11 protein-coding genes and 2 pseudogenes are annotated in these 16,488 nt (G+C 72.6%); 2 read left to right on the top strand and 11 right to left on the bottom strand.

Translation table 11 applies throughout. The features are described from left to right. The 8 genes and pseudogenes from ACIQMV_RS03545 to ACIQMV_RS03510 form a co-directional block, all read right to left on the bottom strand. Positions 1 to 417 (bottom strand): annotated as a pseudogene (locus tag ACIQMV_RS03545) (hypothetical protein); the annotation flags it as partial. A 66-nt stretch (positions 418 to 483) separates the two neighbouring features. Further along, complete coding sequence (locus ACIQMV_RS03540) at positions 484 to 1,002, bottom strand: DUF4240 domain-containing protein (RefSeq protein WP_141366732.1); 519 nt, start codon at positions 1,000 to 1,002, stop codon at positions 484 to 486. Between the two features lie 56 nt (positions 1,003 to 1,058). Further along, complete coding sequence (locus tag ACIQMV_RS03535) at positions 1,059 to 2,045, bottom strand: helix-turn-helix transcriptional regulator (protein WP_402590791.1); 987 nt, start codon at positions 2,043 to 2,045, stop codon at positions 1,059 to 1,061. Between the two features lie 77 nt (positions 2,046 to 2,122). After that, positions 2,123 to 4,825 carry a pyruvate dehydrogenase (acetyl-transferring), homodimeric type gene (gene aceE, locus ACIQMV_RS03530; RefSeq protein ID WP_402590789.1) on the bottom strand — a complete coding sequence of 901 codons (2,703 nt, stop codon included), beginning with the start codon at positions 4,823 to 4,825 and terminating at the stop codon, positions 2,123 to 2,125. A 260-nt stretch (positions 4,826 to 5,085) separates the two neighbouring features. Next, positions 5,086 to 5,709 carry a GntR family transcriptional regulator gene (locus tag ACIQMV_RS03525; protein WP_401771555.1) on the bottom strand — a complete coding sequence of 208 codons (624 nt, stop codon included), beginning with the start codon at positions 5,707 to 5,709 and terminating at the stop codon, positions 5,086 to 5,088. 217 nt (positions 5,710 to 5,926) lie between these two features. Further along, entirely contained in the window at positions 5,927 to 7,708 is a 1,782-nt protein-coding gene (sucB, locus tag ACIQMV_RS03520; protein ID WP_402590786.1) for a 2-oxoglutarate dehydrogenase, E2 component, dihydrolipoamide succinyltransferase, read from the bottom strand. A 61-nt stretch (positions 7,709 to 7,769) separates the two neighbouring features. Then, positions 7,770 to 9,158 (bottom strand): dihydrolipoyl dehydrogenase, encoded by a 1,389-nt coding sequence (gene lpdA / locus ACIQMV_RS03515; RefSeq protein WP_141361564.1) that lies wholly within the window; start codon positions 9,156 to 9,158, stop codon positions 7,770 to 7,772. Between the two features lie 244 nt (positions 9,159 to 9,402). Further along, positions 9,403 to 10,941, bottom strand: a complete 1,539-nt coding sequence (locus tag ACIQMV_RS03510) for a leucyl aminopeptidase (RefSeq protein WP_402590785.1) — start codon at positions 10,939 to 10,941, stop codon at positions 9,403 to 9,405. Between the two features lie 339 nt (positions 10,942 to 11,280). On the opposite strand from ACIQMV_RS03510, the gene ACIQMV_RS03505 reads away from it, so the two are divergent. Continuing rightward, positions 11,281 to 12,108 carry an endo alpha-1,4 polygalactosaminidase gene (locus ACIQMV_RS03505; RefSeq protein WP_402590783.1) on the top strand — a complete coding sequence of 276 codons (828 nt, stop codon included), beginning with the start codon at positions 11,281 to 11,283 and terminating at the stop codon, positions 12,106 to 12,108. Between the two features lie 10 nt (positions 12,109 to 12,118). On the opposite strand, the gene ACIQMV_RS03500 is transcribed toward ACIQMV_RS03505, so the two are convergent. After that, on the bottom strand, positions 12,119 to 12,901 hold the full coding sequence (locus ACIQMV_RS03500) for an adenosylcobinamide-GDP ribazoletransferase (RefSeq protein WP_402590781.1): 783 nt from the start codon (positions 12,899 to 12,901) through the stop codon (positions 12,119 to 12,121). A gap of 75 nt (positions 12,902 to 12,976) precedes the next feature. Here ACIQMV_RS03500 and ACIQMV_RS03495 point away from each other — a divergent pair, with 75 nt between their 5' ends. Further along, the gene (locus ACIQMV_RS03495; RefSeq protein ID WP_402590780.1) at positions 12,977 to 13,744 is read left to right on the top strand and encodes a hypothetical protein; all 768 of its coding nucleotides are present in this window, start codon (positions 12,977 to 12,979) and stop codon (positions 13,742 to 13,744) included. Positions 13,745 to 13,762: 18 nt separating this feature from the next. On the opposite strand, the pseudogene ACIQMV_RS03490 reads toward ACIQMV_RS03495, so the two are convergent. Next, positions 13,763 to 14,407: pseudogene (locus tag ACIQMV_RS03490) on the bottom strand (hypothetical protein); the annotation flags it as partial. After that, positions 14,404 to 16,200 (bottom strand): phosphatidylglycerol lysyltransferase domain-containing protein, encoded by a 1,797-nt coding sequence (locus ACIQMV_RS03485; RefSeq protein ID WP_402590778.1) that lies wholly within the window; start codon positions 16,198 to 16,200, stop codon positions 14,404 to 14,406. The gene ACIQMV_RS03485 and the pseudogene ACIQMV_RS03490, both read right to left, overlap by 4 nt. Between the last annotated feature and the right edge of the window lie 288 nt (positions 16,201 to 16,488).

Genomic DNA, 16,488 nt, shown 5'->3' with positions numbered 1-16,488 from the left:
GGTCTCCTGGGCCTGCGGCTGCGGGCCGGTGGGCTGCCGGTGCTCCTGCGTCTCCTGGCGCTCCCGGGCCCGCCGGGGCTCCTGGCGTTCCCGGGCCTCCTGGGCCTGCCGGGCCTCCTGGCGTTCCCGAACCTCCGGGGTTTCCAGGCTCTCCTGGGTCTGCCGGGGCTCCTGGGTCTCCTGGGCCTGCGGCTGCGGGCCGGTGGGCTGCCGGTGCTCCTGCGTCTCCTGGCGCTCCCGGGCCCGCCGGGGCTCCTGGCGTTCCCGGGTCTCCTGGGCCTGCCGGGCCTCCTGGCGTTCCCGAACCTCCGGGGTTTCCAGGCTCTCCTGGGCTTCCCGGGCTTCCCGGGCTTCCCGGGCCTCCCGGGCCTGCCGGGGCTCCTGGCCCTCCAGGCCCTCCCGAGCCCCCCGCACCACCCCCCACGACGTTCCCGCGGGGGCCGTCACAGTGGGTCCGCGGGGGGCGGGAGTTGTCCGGGGGTGCTACTCACGGAACCGGTCCCACAGCTTCGGATAGCGCTGGGCGAGCGCCCGGTCGTCCTCGAAGTCGACCGGGGTGCCCTCCGGTTCCGCCGGGGCGGGCGGGATGCCGAGGTCGGGGGCGACCGTGCCGGTGAGCTGCTCGTAGGCCTCGTCGGCCGCGTAGCCGAGTTCCTCGCCGTCGCCGTCGACCTCCTCGTCGAAGTCGTCCAGCAGGTCGGCGAGCGAGTCCGGATCGTGCAGGGCGCCCTCGAAGACCTCCCGGCCCTGGCCGATCAGCCAGCACCGGAAGAAGTCGAAGGCGTCGTCGCTGGCCCCGTCCAGGAGCACCCAGGCGGCGCCCCACAGGTCCCAGTGGTAGGCCCGGTTGTACCGGGCCTCGAAGTGACGGGCGAAGTCCAGGATCACCTCGGGATCGCAGCCCAGCAGCCGCTCGACGAGCAGGTCGGCCTGCTCCTCCGGATCCCCCTCGGCGGCCTCGCGGCTGCCGTCGATCAGCTCCCAGAACTCCGTCTCGTCCATCACGGCTCAAGCATCGGCCCTCGCGCCGGGGGGCGCACGCGGAATGCGGCGGGCCGTCAGGGGCGGTACAGCGCGGCCAGCCGGTCGGCGTCGCGCGCGAAACGCGCCCGCAGCGCCTCGGGGGCCAGCACCTCGACCTCCGGCCCGAGCGCCGTGAGCTGGGTGTGGGCGACCTCTTCGGACTCCACCGGCAGGGTCACCGTCACCCACCCGTTCCCGTCGCGGCCGGCCGCGGCCCCCACGGCCTCGAGCGCCGCCCGGGCCGGCACCGGCCCCACGGCATGCGGCAGCCGCCGCAGGCCCTCCTCGGACAGCCGCACCACCACCTCGGCCCGCAGGACGGACCGCGCGAACTGCGCGGCCCGCTCCTCCCAGAAAGCGGGCAGGTCGAAGTCGCCGTCCCGTTCGAAGCGCTTCCCCGCGCCGGCGTCCACGGCCGAGAAACGGTCCACGCGGTAGACCCGGAAGGAGCCGGGCCCCACGACCCGGGCGCACAGGTACCACCCGCCCGCCTTGAGCACGAGACCGTACGGCTCCAGTTCCCGTGCGACCTCCTCCTCGCCGCGCCGGTAGCGCGCGGTGACCCGCCGGTCGTCCCACACCGCCTCCGCGACCGCCGGCAGCAACTCGGGCGTCCTCGGCTCGCGGAACCAGTCGGGCGCGTCCAGGTGGAAGCGCTGCGCCGCCGTACGGGAGGCGTCGCGCAGGGAGGGGAGCAGGGCCGCGGACACCTTCAGCCGGGCGGCCGAGGCGGCGTCCTGAAGTCCCATCTCCCGCAGCGCCCCCGGAACGCCGCTGAGGAAGAGCGCCTCCGCCTCACCGCGGTCGAGCCCGGTCAGCCGGGTGCGGTAGCCGCCGACCAGCCGGTAGCCCCCGGCCCGCCCCCGGTCCGCGTACACCGGCACGCCCGCCTCCGACAGCGCCTGCGCGTCCCGTGTGACGGTCCGCTCCGACACCTCCAGTTCCCGGGCGAGCTCGGCGGCGGTCATGGCGGGCCGCGACTGGAGCAGCAGCACCATTTTGATCAGACGGGCGGCACGCATAGGGCCATCATGCCGGGGCCGGCGACGACGAAGGGGTACGGCCGCGGCCGTACCCCTTCGTCGTCATGCGGCGTGTCTCACAGGCCGTACTTCTCCCGGGCCTCCTTGACCGCCGAGGCCTTCACCTCGCCGCGCCGGGCGAGCTGGGCCAGGGCGGCGGCGACGATCGACTGGGCGTCGACGCCGAAGTGGCGGCGGGCGGCGTGACGGGTGTCCGACAGACCGAAGCCGTCGGCGCCCAGCGAGGTGTAGTCCTGCTCGATCCACTGCGCGATCTGGTCCGGGACCTGGCGCATGTAGTCGGAGACCGCGAGGACCGGACCCTCGGCGCCCTGGAGCGCCCGGCGGACGTACGGCACCCGCTCCTCGCCGCGCAGCAGCGCCGCGTCGGCCTCCATGGCGTCCCGGCGCAGCTCGCCCCAGGAGGTCGCGGACCACACGTCGGCGGCCACGCCCCACTCCTCCGCGAGCATCCGCTGGGCGTCCAGCGCCCAGTGGATCGCCGTGCCGGAGCCGAGCAGCTGGATCCGCGGCGCGTTCGCCGGGACCGTCAGGCCCGCCGACTCCGCCGTGTTGAAGCGGTACAGGCCCTTGACGATGCCCTCGTCGACGCCGGGGGCGGACGGCTTGGCGGGCTGCGGCAGCGGCTCGTTGTAGACCGTCAGGTAGTAGAAGACGTCCTGGTCCTCGCCAGGCTCGGCCTGGCCGTACATGCGGCGCAGACCTTCCTTGACGATGGCCGCGACCTCGTAGGCGAACGCCGGGTCGTAGGTCAGCGCGGCCGGGTTGGTCGCCGCGATGACCGGCGAGTGGCCGTCGGCGTGCTGCAGACCCTCACCCGTCAGCGTGGTGCGGCCCGCGGTGGCGCCGACCAGGAAGCCGCGGCCGAGCTGGTCGCCGAGCTGCCACATCTGGTCGGCCGTGCGCTGCCAGCCGAACATCGAGTAGAAGATGTAGAAGGGGATCATCGCCTCGCCGTGCGTCGAGTACGACGACGAAGCGGCGATGAAGTCGGCCATCGAACCGGCCTCGGTGATCCCCTCGTTGAGGATCTGGCCGTTCTTGGCCTCCTTGTAGTACATCAGCTGGTCGCGGTCGACCGGCTCGTACGTCTGGCCCTTGGGCGAGTAGATGCCGAGCGAGGGGAACAGCGACTCCATGCCGAAGGTGCGCGCCTCGTCGGGGACGATCGGCACCCAGCGCTTGCCGGTCTCCTTGTCGCGGACCAGGTCCTTGACCAGACGGACGAACGCCATGGTGGTGGCCACGCTCTGCGAGCCGGAGCCCTTGTCGAAGGCGGCGAACGCCTTGTCGGCGGGCGCGGGCAGCGGCGCGACCGGGTGGACGCGGCGGGCCGGGGCCGGGCCGCCGAGCGCCGCGCGGCGCTCCTGGAGGTAGCGGACCTCGGGGGAGTCGGCGCCGGGGTGGCCGTAGGGGACCTGGCCGTCGGCGAAGGCGCTGTCCGGGATGGGCAGCTCCAGCAGGTCACGCATCTGCTGGAACTCGTCCACCGAGAGCTTCTTCATCTGGTGGTTGGCGTTCTTCGACGCGAAGCCCGTACCGAGGGTGTGGCCCTTGACCGTCTGGGCCAGGATCACCGTCGGGGCGCCCTTGTGCTCCAGGGCGGCCTTGTAGGCGGCGAAGACCTTGCGCGCCTCGTGACCACCGCGAGAGAAGTGGAAGCACTCGATGATCTTGTCGTCGCTCAGCAGCTTCGCCATCTCGGCCAGCGCCGGGTCGGCGCCGAAGAAGTCCTGGCGGATGTAGGCGGCGTCGCGGGTCTGGTACGTCTGGATCTGCGCGTCCGGTACCTGGCGCAGCCGGCGTACCAGCGCGCCCGTGGTGTCCAGGGCGAACAGCTCGTCCCAGGCGGAACCCCACAGCGTCTTGATCACGTGCCAGCCGGCGCCGCGGAAGAGGGCCTCCAGCTCCTGCACGATCTTGAAGTTGGCACGGACCGGGCCGTCCAGGCGCTGCAGGTTGCAGTTGATGACGAAGGTGAGGTTGTCCAGGCCCTCGCGGGAGGCGAGCGTCAGCGCGGTGGTGGACTCCGGCTCGTCCATCTCGCCGTCGCCGAGGAACGCCCAGACGTGGGAGTCGGAGACGTCCTTGATGCCGCGGCTGGTCAGGTAGCGGTTGAACCGGGCCTGGTAGATGGCGGAGATCGGGCCGAGGCCCATCGACACCGTCGGGAACTCCCACAGCCAGGGCAGGCGGCGCGGGTGCGGGTAGGACGGCAGGCCGTTGCCGCCGGCCTCCTGGCGGAAGTTGTCCAGGTGCTGCTCGGACAGCCGGCCGTCGAGGAAGGCGCGGGCGTAGATGCCCGGGGAGGCGTGGCCCTGGATGTACAGCTGGTCGCCGGAGCCGTCGCCCTCCTTGCCGCGGAAGAAGTGGTTGAAGCCGGTCTCGTACAGCCACGCCGCGGAGGCGAAGGTGGCGATGTGGCCGCCGACGCCGTACTTGCTGCCGCGGGTCACCATCGCCGCCGCGTTCCAGCGGTTCCACGCGGTGATGCGGGCCTCCATGGCCTCGTCACCGGGGGCGGCCGGCTCGGCGGAGGTCGGGATGGAGTTGACGTAGTCGGTCTCGAGGAGCTTGGGCAGGACAACGCCGGCGTCCTCGGCGCGCTCCAGCGTACGGCGCATCAGATACGCGGCACGGTGCGTCCCGGCCGCCTTGGCGACGGCGTCCAGGGAGGCCTGCCATTCGGCGGTCTCCTCGGGGTCGCGGTCCGGGAGCTGGTCGAGCTCGCTCGGCTGGATGGCGTTGGGGTCGGTCATGTCGCCGCCTTCCTCAGTCGAAGGGGGTTCCCTCATCGGCAAGGGTTCAGGGGGTGCCCTAGGTCTTTGGCAGGACAGGGCGTGAGGCTCTGGTGGAAGCCCAGCGGAGACTCTAACTCCCTGATCGATGATCGATCAAAGGGTACAGGTGTAAAACCCTTCGATTTCGAGAAAGTCGGCACCCGGTGCCTTGGAAACGGGCACGCGGTGCCGCTTTTTCAAAGGGTTTTCGCAGGTGAGCGTACAGGTGCTCGACTGCCTCAGGGTCGCGGCGCGCAGCCGAGAACGTGCGACTTGACCAGTTCGGCGATCCGCGGATCCCGCCGCTTGAACGCCTGCACCAGCTCCTCGTGCTCCTCCGCGTAGGACTGCTGGACCGTCCCCAGCCAGCGGATCGACAGCGCGGTGAACACCTCGATGCCCAGGCCCTCCCAGGTGTGCAGCAGCACCGCGTTCCCGGCCGCGCGGACCAGTTCGCGGTGGAAGGCCACCGTGTGCCGCACCTGGCCGGTGCCGTCGGACCTGCGGTCGGCCTCGTACAGCGCCGCCACATGCGGCTCCAGGGCCGAGCAGTCGTCCGCCAGCCGCTCGGCCGCCAGCTCCGCCGCGATCGCCTCCAGGCCGGCCCGGACCGGGTAGCTCTCCTCCAGGTCGGCGGCGGTCAGGTTGCGCACCCGCACGCCCTTGTTCGGCGCCGACTCGATCAGCCGCAGCGACTCCAGCTCACGCAGCGCCTCCCGCACCGGCGTCTGGCTGACCTCCAGCTCGGTGGCGATCCGCCGCTCCACGATCCGCTCGCCCGGCTTCCAGCGCCCGCTGACGATCCCCTCCACGATGTGCTCGCGGATCTGTTCGCGCAGCGAGTGGACGACGGGCGCGGTCATGGAGGGCTCCTTCAAGGGGGGACCCACGGGCCCCCGGGGGGCGTTCGACGTTTAGACAATACGGCTGTCAGCGCCCGGCGGAAGGGCGCATACGGGCGCTTTCGTGCAGGTGAGACGAGACTTACACGCCGTCATGGCCAAGAAACGGCAAACGCGGCGCCCCCGCCCGGAAGGTTCCGGACGGGGGCGCCGTACTGCTGGGTCCCGGGTGACTGGATCAGAGGCCGAGCTCGACCTCGAACTCGCCCGCCTCCAGGATCGCCTTGACCGCCGTCAGGTAACGGGCCGCGTCGGCGCCGTCCACCAGGCGGTGGTCGTAGGAGAGGGTCAGGTAGGTCATGTCGCGGACGCCGATGACCGTGCCCTCCTCGGTCTCGATGACGGCCGGGCGCTTGACGGTGGCGCCGATGCCGAGGATCGCGACCTGACCCGGCGGCACGATGATCGTGTCGAACAGCGCGCCGCGCGAACCGGTGTTGCTGATGGTGAAGGTCGCACCGGACAGCTCGTCCGGGGTGATCTTGCTGGCCCGGACCTTGCCCGCCAGGTCGGCGGTGGCCTTGGAGATACCGGCGATGTTGAGGTCACCGGCGTTCTTGATGACCGGGGTCATCAGGCCCTTCTCGGAGTCCACCGCGATACCGACGTTCTCGGTGTCGAAGTAGGTGATGGTCCCCTCGGCCTCGTTGATCTTGGCGTTGATGACCGGGTGGGCCTTCAGCGCCTGGGCGGCGGCCTTGACGAAGAACGGCATCGGGGAGAGCTTGACGCCCTCGCGCGCCGCGAACGAGTCCTTGGCCTGGGCGCGCAGGCGCATCAGGCGGGTCACGTCGACCTCGACCACCGAGGACAGCTGGGCCTGCTCGTGCAGCGCCTTGACCATGTTGTCGCCGATGACCTTGCGGATCCGCGGCATCTTCACGGTCTGGCCGCGCAGCGGGGAGGCCTCCAGGACGGGAGCCTTCTTCGCCGGGGCGGCCGGAGCGGCCGCGGCCGGAGCGGCCGCGGCCGGGGCGGCGGCCTTCGCGGCCTCGGCCGCGGCGAGCACGTCCTGCTTGCGGATACGGCCGCCGACGCCGGTGCCCTTGACGGTGGACAGGTCGACGCCGTTCTCGGCGGCGAGCTTGCGCACCAGCGGGGTCACGTACGCGCCCTCGTCGGTCGGCTGGGCGGCGGCCGGAACCGCAGCCGGGGCCGGGGTGACCGGGGCGGGCGCGGCCGGCGCGGGAGCCGGGGCCGCGGGCTGGACCGGAGCCGGAGCCGGAGCCGGGGCCGCGGGAGCCGGAGCGGCCGGGGCCGCGGGGGCTGCCGGAGCCGGGACCGGAGCCGGAGCGGCGGCCGGAGCCGGGGCGGCCGGGGCCGGAGCAGCAGCCGGAGCGGCACCGGGGGCGCCGATGACGGCGAGCTTGGCGCCGACCTCGGCGGTCTCGTCCTCACCGACGACGATCTCCAGCAGCACACCGGAGGTGGGCGCCGGGATCTCGGTGTCGACCTTGTCCGTGGAGACCTCGAGCAGCGGCTCGTCGGCCTCGACGGAGTCGCCGACCGACTTCAGCCAGCGGGTGACGGTGCCCTCGGTGACGGACTCGCCGAGCGCGGGCAGGACCACGTCCGTGCCGGTGGCGCCGGTGGGGGCCGCCGGAGCCGCGGGGGCGGCAGCGGGGGCCGGGGCGGCCGGAGCCGCGGCGACCGGGGCCGGCTCGGCGACCGGGGCCGGAGCCTCGGCGGCGGCCGGGGCCGGAGCCGCGACGGGGGCGCCGGAGCCGTCGTCGATGACGGCCAGCTCGGCGCCGACCTCGACGGTCTCGTCCTCGGCGACCTTGATGGAGGCCAGCACACCGGCGGCGGGCGAGGGGATCTCGGTGTCGACCTTGTCGGTCGAGACCTCGAGCAGCGGCTCGTCGGCCTCGACGCGCTCGCCCTCGGCCTTCAGCCAACGGGTGACAGTGCCCTCGGTGACGCTCTCGCCGAGCGCCGGAAGGGTTACGGAAACCGCCATGGTTTCGGTTGCTCCTAACGAATTACGGAAGTCTGTGTCGTCGCGCCCGTGACGTGAAGCGTCAGTCGTGGGAGTGCAGCGGCTTGCCGGCCAGGGCCAGGTGGGCCTCGCCGAGCGCCTCGTTCTGGGTCGGGTGGGCGTGGATGAGCTGGGCCACCTCGGCCGGCAGCGCCTCCCAGTTGTAGATCAGCTGGGCCTCGCCGACCTGCTCGCCCATGCGGTCGCCGACCATGTGGACGCCGACGACGGCACCGTCCTTGACCTGGACGAGCTTGATCTCGCCCGCGGTCTTGAGGATCTTGCTCTTGCCGTTGCCGGCCAGGTTGTACTTCAGGGCGACGACCTTGTCCGCGCCGTAGATCTCCTTGGCCTTGGCCTCGGTGATGCCGACGGAGGCGACCTCCGGGTGGCAGTAGGTCACCCGCGGAACACCGTCGTAGTCGATCGGAACGGTCTTCAGACCGGCCAGACGCTCCGCCACCAGGATGCCCTCGGCGAAGCCGACGTGCGCCAGCTGGAGGGTCGGGACCAGGTCACCGACGGCGGAGATGGTCGGGACGTTGGTGCGCATGTACTCGTCGACGAGGACGTAGCCGCGGTCCATGGCGACCCCGGCCTCCTCGTAGCCCAGGCCCTGGGAGACCGGGCCGCGGCCGATGGCGACGAGCAGGACCTCGGCCTCGAACTCCTTGCCGTCGGCCAGGGTGACCTTGACCCCGTCCTGGGTGTACTCGGCCTTCTGGAAGAAGGTGCCCAGGTTGAACTTGATCCCGCGCTTGCGGAAGGCGCGCTCCAGCAGCTTCGAGGAGTTCTCGTCCTCGACCGGGACGAGGTGCTTCAGGCCCTCGACGATCGTGACGTCGGTGCCGAAGGACTTCCAGGCGGACGCGAACTCGACGCCGATGACACCGCCGCCCAGGATGATCGCGGACTTCGGCACGCGGTCCAGGACGAGGGCGTGGTCGGAGGAGATGATGCGGTTGCCGTCGATCTGCAGACCCGGCAGGGACTTCGGCACGGAACCGGTCGCCAGGAGGACGTGGCGGCCCTGGATCCGCTGCCCGTTGACGTCGACGGAGGTGGGGGAGGACAGCCGGCCCTCACCCTCGATGTAGGTCACCTTGCGGGACGCGATGAGTCCCTGAAGGCCCTTGTACAGGCCCGAGATGACGTCGTCCTTGTACTTGTGGACGGCGGGCACGTCGATGCCCTCGAAGCTGGCCTTCACACCGAACTGCTCGCTCTCGCGGGCCTGGTCGGCGATCTCGCCCGCGTGCAGCAGGGCCTTGGTGGGGATGCAACCCCGGTGCAGGCAGGTACCGCCGACCTTGTCCTTCTCGATCAGGGCGACGTCCAGGCCCAGCTGCGCCCCGCGCAGGGCCGCGGCGTAACCACCGCTGCCACCGCCGAGGATCACTAGGTCGAAAACGGTGCTGGCGTCGTTCGCCACGTCACGTCCTCCATGCATGTGCGCCGTACGCCGGTCGTCGGTGACCGGCAGGCGGCTGGTGTCCGGCCGCTTGAGTTTCGGCCCTTCGGTGGGGGCCCTGTCCTGCCGACGCCCATCTTCGCACTTGTCGGGAGTGAACGAGACGCGGGGCTGGAGTGTGATACACCCCACGTCGCGCGGGCGCGACCGGCGCCCACGCGGCACGGCCGTCGTCCGGCGGACCGGACGACGGCCGTGCGACGAATCAGCCGAGGTCGCCGGCGGCGGCGAGTTCGGCGAGACGCACGAGCGTGCGGACCGCCGAACCGGTGCCGCCCTTCGGCGTGTAACCGAACGGACCGCCCTCGTTGAACGCCGGCCCGGCGATGTCGAGGTGCGCCCACGTGATGCCCTCACCGATGAACTCGCGCAGGAACAGGCCGGCGACCAGCCCGCCGCCCATGCGCTCGCCCATGTTGGCCAGGTCGGCGGTGGGGGAGTCCATGCCCTTGCGCAGGTGCTCGGGCAGAGGCATGGGCCACGCCTCCTCGCCGACCTCCTCCGCGGCCTCGTGGATGGCGGAGCGGAACGCGTCGTCGTTCGCCATGATCCCGAAGGTGCGGCTGCCCAGCGCCAGCACCATCGCGCCGGTCAGCGTGGCCACGTCCACGATCGCGTCCGGCTTCTCCTGCGAGGCGGCCCACAGCGCGTCCGCGAGGACGAGCCGGCCCTCGGCGTCGGTGTTGAGCACCTCCACCGTCTTGCCGCTGAACATGCGCAGCACGTCGCCGGGGCGGGTGGCGGAGCCGGAGGGCATGTTCTCGGCCAGCGCCAGCCAGCCGGTCACGTTGACCTCGAGGCCGAGCCGCGCGGCGGCGACGACCGCGGCGAACACGGCGGCGGCACCGCTCATGTCGCACTTCATCGTCTCGTTGTGGCCGGCCGGCTTGAGCGAGATGCCGCCCGAGTCGTAGGTGATGCCCTTGCCGACCAGGGCCAGGTGCTTCTTCGCCTTGGGGTTCGTGTACGACAGCTTGACCAGCCGCGGCGCCGACGCCGAGCCGGAGCCGACGCCCAGGATGCCGCCGTAGCCGCCCTTGGCGAGCGCCTTCTCGTCGAGCACCTGCACCTTCAGGCCGTGCTCCTTGGCCGCGTCCTGCGCGACGGCGGCGAAGGCGGCCGGGTTCAGGTCGTTCGGCGGGGTGTTGATCAGGTCGCGGCAGCGGTTGAGCTCCTCGGCCAGGGCGGTGGCGCGCTCGACGGCGGCCTTGTACGCCTTGTCGCGGCCCTTGCCGCCGAGCAGCACGGCCTCGCCGAGCGGCGCCTTGCCGTTGCGGGACTCGGCGTCCTTGCCGTTCTCCTTGTAGCTGTCGAAGGAGTACGCGCCGAGCAGCGCGCCCTCGCCGACCGCGGCGGCGTCGGCGGCGTCCGCGACCGGCAGCGCGAAGCCGGCCTTCTTCGATCCGGCGAGGGCACGGGCGGCCGCGCCGGCGGCCCGGCGCAGCGCCTCGGCGCCGTAGCCGGAGTCCTTCTCGGGGCGCGGGCCGAGGCCCACCGCGAGCACGAGCGGGGCCTTGAAGCCGGACGGCGCGGGCAGCTTGGTCACCTCGCCCTCGGCACCGGAGGCGCCGAGGGTCCCCAGGACGCCGGCGAGCTTGCCGTCGTACGCCTCGTCGACGGCCTCGGCGCCCGGTGCTACGACCAGATCCCCAGACTTCGATCCGGAGTCCTTGGCGACACCGACCACGATCGCGTCGGCCCGCAGGCCGGGCGCCGCGGTGGTGCTGAGAGTGAGAGCAGTCACGGTGGTGAAATCTCGCTTCCCTGTGAAAGGTGGTTGGCCGAATTCGGGTGGGTCGACCGGGCCCGACCATAAGTCCTTCGTAAGGTGCGGTCTTCACCCGGGCAGGCAAACACCCGGCACGAGCCTACGCGCGTCACGGCGCCGAATACTCCTGCGGGTGTTCACCCGGGAGAGGCGCAGCCGTCACGTCCCGGTTCCGGCACCGGTGGCCGGAAGCGGCGCCGACGGCGGTGGCGGAAGGCCCGGACCGCCGGCCGGGCGGGCAACTTCCCTGTACGGCAATGGAATCGGCGATGATCGTCGGACGTACGCCCGTCACCGCACCCGGGAGCCCGCCCGTTGAGAGCACTGATCACGCGCCTTCTCGCGCCGACTGCGGCACTCCTGCTGCTCGTGGGATGCGCCGCCCACCAGGACGGTGCCGGCGGCGACGACGGCCGCGCCGACAGTGCCGCCCGCCCGGCCGCCGGACGCTGGCAGCCGCGTCCGGGCACGAGCTGGCAGTGGCAGCTCAGCGGCCGTCTCGACACCTCCGTACCGGCCGAGGTCTACGACATCGACGGCTTCGACCACTCGGCGGCCACGGTCGCCCGGCTGCACCGCGAGGGCCGCAGGGTGATCTGCTACCTCTCGACCGGCGCCTGGGAGGAGTTCCGCCCGGACGCGGGGAGGTTCCCGGCCTCCGTCCTCGGCCGGGGCAACGGCTGGGACGGCGAGCGCTGGCTCGACATCCGCCGTACCGACGTCCTCGGACCCCTGATGGCGGCCCGCCTCGACATGTGCCGCGAGAAGGGCTTCGACGCGGTGGAGCCGGACAACATGGACGGCTACAGGAACCGCACCGGCTTTCCGCTGACGGCCGCCGACCAGCTCCGCTACAACCGCCTGGTGGCGAAGCTGGCCCACGACCGGGGCATGGCGGTGGGCCTGAAGAACGACCTGGACCAGATCCCGCGGCTGGTGGCGGACTTCGACTTCGCGGTCAACGAACAGTGCGCCCAGTACGGCGAATGCGCCGATCTGGAGCCCTTCGTCGCGGCGGGCAAGGCGGTGTTCCACGCCGAGTACGAGCTGCCGACGAGCCGCTTCTGCGCGCAGTCCCGGCGGCTGAGGCTCAGCTCGCTGCTGAAGACGTACGAACTGGGGGCGTGGCGCCGGACCTGCTGAACCGCCCGGCTCAGCGCAGGGCCAGGACGACCAGCACCGTGGTGGCCGCCGTCTCGGCGAGCGCGCCGAAGACGTCGCCCGTCACACCGCCGAAGCGGCGCGTGCAGTGGCGCAGGAGGAGTTCGGCGGCGGCCAGGGCGGCGACCACCGCCAGTGCCGTGAGCACCCAGAGGTGGGCGCCGAGGAAGGCGCCCGCAGCCACGGCGGCCACCGCGACCACGAGGGCCGCGCCGAACGCGCCCGGCACCGGGACCACCCCGGCGACCGTGGCGCCCAGTCCCTCCGGCCGGGCGGCCGGCACCCCGGTGCGGGCGGCCAGCGTCAGGGCCAGCCGGGCGACCGTGGCCGACACGACGGCGGCGAGCGCGCCGCGGGCCCAGGATCCGTCGTAGGCCCGGGTCAGCGCGGCCACCTGGGCGAGCAGCACGAACACGAGGGTGATCACCCCGAAGGGGCCGATGTCCGACTGCTTCATGATCCGCAGCGCGTCCTCGGCGGGCCTGCCGCTGCCGAGCCCGTCCGCGGTGTCGGCGAGCCCGTCGAGATGCAGTCCGCGGGTCAGCGCGGCGGGCACGGCGACGGTGGCGACGGCGGCGAGCGGCGCGCCGGCGCCGGCGAGGAGCAGCAGCAGTCCCACGGCCGCCGCCGCCACCCCGACCACGAGTCCGGCGAGCGGCGCGCAGAGCATCCCGCCGCGCGCCGCCCCGCGGTCCCAGCGGCTCACCCTGACCGGAAGGACGGTGAGGGTGCCGAAGGCGAACCGCGGCCCGTGCGGCGAGGGGATCCTGAACACGCGGGCAGACTACGGGACCTGCGTGTGCCCTTCGGCGGGCGGGCGGGCGACCGGGGAAGGCGGCACACTGCATACATGGGGCACTGGCTGGAGCGGAACATCGTCGAACCCGGGAAGCTGCCCCTGCTCCTGGCGCTGGCCGCCTTCGTCCTCACCTTCGTGGTCACCCGGGTGATCACTCGGCTGATCCGCGCCGGGAAGGGCCCCTTCGGCAACGTCAAGGCCGGTGGACTGCACATCCACCACGCCGTGCCCGGCGTCGTCCTCACCATCCTCGGCGGTTTCGGAGTGGTCGCCAGCAGCGGCCGGCACGAGGCCGCCACGGCGATCTTCGCGGTCGTCTTCGGCGTCGGCGCGGGCCTCGTGCTGGACGAGTTCGCGCTGATCCTGCACCTGGACGACGTCTACTGGACCGAGTCGGGCCGCAAGAGCGTCGAGGTCGTGGCGCTCACCGCGGCGCTGGTCGCCCTGGTGCTTGCCGGGTTCTCCCCGTTCGGCGTCAACAACCTGTCCCAGGCCGAGTTGCAGGACCGCGGGGCGGTCATCACGAGCGTGGTCGTGAACTTCGTCTTCTCCCTGATCGCCCTGAGCAAGGGCAAGGGCCGCATCGCCCTGTTCGGCGTGATCATTCCGTTCGTCGCGCTGTTCGGCGCGATGCGTCTGGCCCGCCCCGACTCCTACTGGGCCAGGCGCTTCTACCGCCACCGCCCGCGTGCCCTGGCCCGCGCCGGACGGCGCGCCGACCGACACGACCGCCGCTGGTCCGGCCCCCGCCGGGCGTTCCAGGACTGGATCGGCGGCAAACCGGACCAGCAGCCGGCCCGCCTGCCCGGGCGCAGATGACACCGCGGCGCGCGGCACCCGGTGCCGGGCCGCCGACAGCGCGCACAGCAGCAGCACCCCCGCGATCGCCGCCAGATGCTCCTTGCCGGCCAGGTTCTGCTTCAGCCCGACCTCCAGCGCCATGGCCGCGATCACCGCGCCCGCCGTGACGTACGCCCCGTAGCGCCAGCCGATGTAGATCGCGAGGCCCACCACGGCCGCCGACGGGCCGGTGTCCACCAACTGCGCGTCCGTGCCGGGCAGGCCGAGCGGGTGGTGCGGGCCGAGGGCGACGCCCAGGCGCGCGTACAGGGTTCCGGAGAGGGTGGCGACGTAGGCGACGGCGAGGGTCCGGGGCCGGCCCAGGCAGATCTCGGCGATGCCGAACACGCACAGGATCTGCGCCAGCGCGCCCCACACCGGCAGGTCCAGCGCGGGCACGAACAGCGACAGGGGAGTGCGCAGCAGCGCGAGCCACAGCGGCTCATCCGCCCGTACGGCCCCGAGGTGCTGCACCAGGCCGTAACCCCAGGACTGGTTCTGCACCAGATGGAGCACCGCTGTCAGGCTCACCGCTCCGGCGGTCATCGGAACGGCCCGCAGGCGCCGCTTCGGCAGTGGCTCGCGCACGGTGGCGTACAGCAGCCCCCATTCGGCGCGTGCCCAGCGGGCCAGTGCGGTCATCCCTGCGTCTCCAGGTGTCCTCGGTGCAGCCACTTCGGCGGTTCCGGCGGCTCCAGGAACCCCTCCGCGCGCGCCGCGGCGAGGCCGATGCGCAGCAGGTCCGCGCTCTTCTCGAAGAGCAGGAACCGCGGCTCCCAGATGGGCCGGTACTTGGCGTTCGCCCGGTACAGCGACTCGATCTGCCACCAGCGGGAGAACAGTCCGAGCAGCGAACGCCACAGCCTCAGCACCGGTCCGGCACCGAGGCGCGCCCCCCGTTCGAAGACCGAGCGGAACACGGCGAAGTTGAGCGAGACCTGGGTGATCCCGATCTCCCGGGCGCGGCGCAGCAGGTCGAGCACCATGAACTCCATGAGCCCGTTGCCGGCGTGCCGGTCGCGCCGCATCACGTCCAGGGACAGCCCGTGCGGCCCCCACGGCACGAAGGACAACAGGGCCCTCAACTCGCCGTCGGCGTCATGGCACTCCAGCATCACGCACTGCCCGTCCCGCGGGTCGCCGAGCCGGCCCAGCGCCATGCTGAAGCCGCGTTCGGTGGGCCCGTCCCGCCAGTCGTCCGCCCGGTCGACCAGGTACGCCATCTCGTCCGCGGGGATGTCCTGGTGCCGCCGGACACGCACCGAGTACCCGGCCCGTGCGACCCGGTTGTAGGCCTGCCGCACGGTCCGCATGGCCCGCCCGTCCAGGGTGAAGCCGTCGACCTCGACCACGGCCTCGTCGCCCAGTTCCAGAGCGTCGAGACCGTGCCGCGCGTACACCGTGCCGGCCTCCTCGCTCGCGCCCATCACAGCCGGGCTCCAGCCGTGCGCCCGCGCCTCGGCCAGCCACCCCTCGATGGCGCCGGGCCAGGCCTCCGGGTCGCCGAGCGGGTCCCCGGAGGCCAGGGACACCCCGCCGAGGACGCGGTAGGCGACGGCGGCCTTTCCGGTCGGCGACCAGAACACGCTCTTGTCCCGGCGCAGCGCGAAGTAGCCGAGCGAGTCGCGCTCGCCGTGCCGCTCCAGCAGTTCCCGCAGCCGCCTCTCGTCGTCGGCGGTGAGGGGGTCGACGGCGCGGCGGGAGCGGAAGGCGGCGTACAGGACGGCGAGGACGAGGGCCGTGGACAGTACGTTGATCGACACGTTCACCCAGTTCGGGGTGTGGATGTCGGGGAAGCGTGCCTCGGAGGCGGCGACCGAGACCAGTCGCAGCGTGCCGTAGTGCCAGCGCTGGAGGTACGTCGAACGGGCCGCGTCCGGCGCCTGGTTGGTGACCGTCACCAGCAGCGCGGCGAGCAGCGAGGAGGCCAGCAGCCCGCCGAGGCCGACGGCGGCGGCGAGCCGCGGGTTGGCACGGTCGCCCTTGGCGTAGAACTCGCGGCGGCCGAGCAGCAGCGCGGCGACGAAGGCGGCGGTGAGGGCCAGGGAGATCCAGTTCTGCGCCGAGCGGCGGATCTCCGGGAACGTCATGGTGAACGCGAACAGCGCGAGGAACGACCCGGACAGCGCCAGGTTCAGGATCCAGGCGGCCCGCTTGCGCCGCCGCATGGTGATGGCCAGGAACGCGGCGAACACGCCGGAGGCGAAGCCGGCGGTCAGCAGGTACGGCGTGAAGAGGTCCTCCTGGTTGTGCCGCCGCACGTCCTGCCCCAGGGAGACCCACGCCGCGCTGAGGAAGTTGACGAACGCGGCCGCCCGCAGGTACCAGACGGCGAACGCGGCCGCCCGCCGCGAGGCCCCGCCGCCCGGCCGTCCCGCCTCGGCCCCACGAACCGGGGCCCGCTCCTCACGCACGGCAATTCGGGCATCTCCCATGAACAGTGATCATATGGGCGCCGCCCCGATGAACGTCCCTTTTCGCCCGCCGTCCGTGCGCGACGCGGTCCGCTGTCCGTGGGTGCGGGGGCCCGCCGCGCGCGGGTGGCCGTCCGGTCCTTCGCGGCTGATCGCCGTGTTCCCGCACGGATCCGGGGGCGACGTCGCCCCGCGGTGCGCGAGCGGCGAGGACGCCCGGCCGGGCGGTGCCGGTGGGTACCGCCCCAGGTGGGCGCCCCTTCGCCGCGGCCGGCGGGCGGCGGGTGGCGAGGGTGCGTGGTTCGGTGG

Source organism: Streptomyces sp. NPDC091412 (genome assembly GCF_044756885.1).
Classification (GTDB): Bacteria; Actinomycetota; Actinomycetes; order Streptomycetales; family Streptomycetaceae; genus Streptomyces.
The sequence above is the reverse complement of the archived record's forward strand: the minus strand, read 5'-3'. Positions and strand labels throughout refer to the sequence as shown.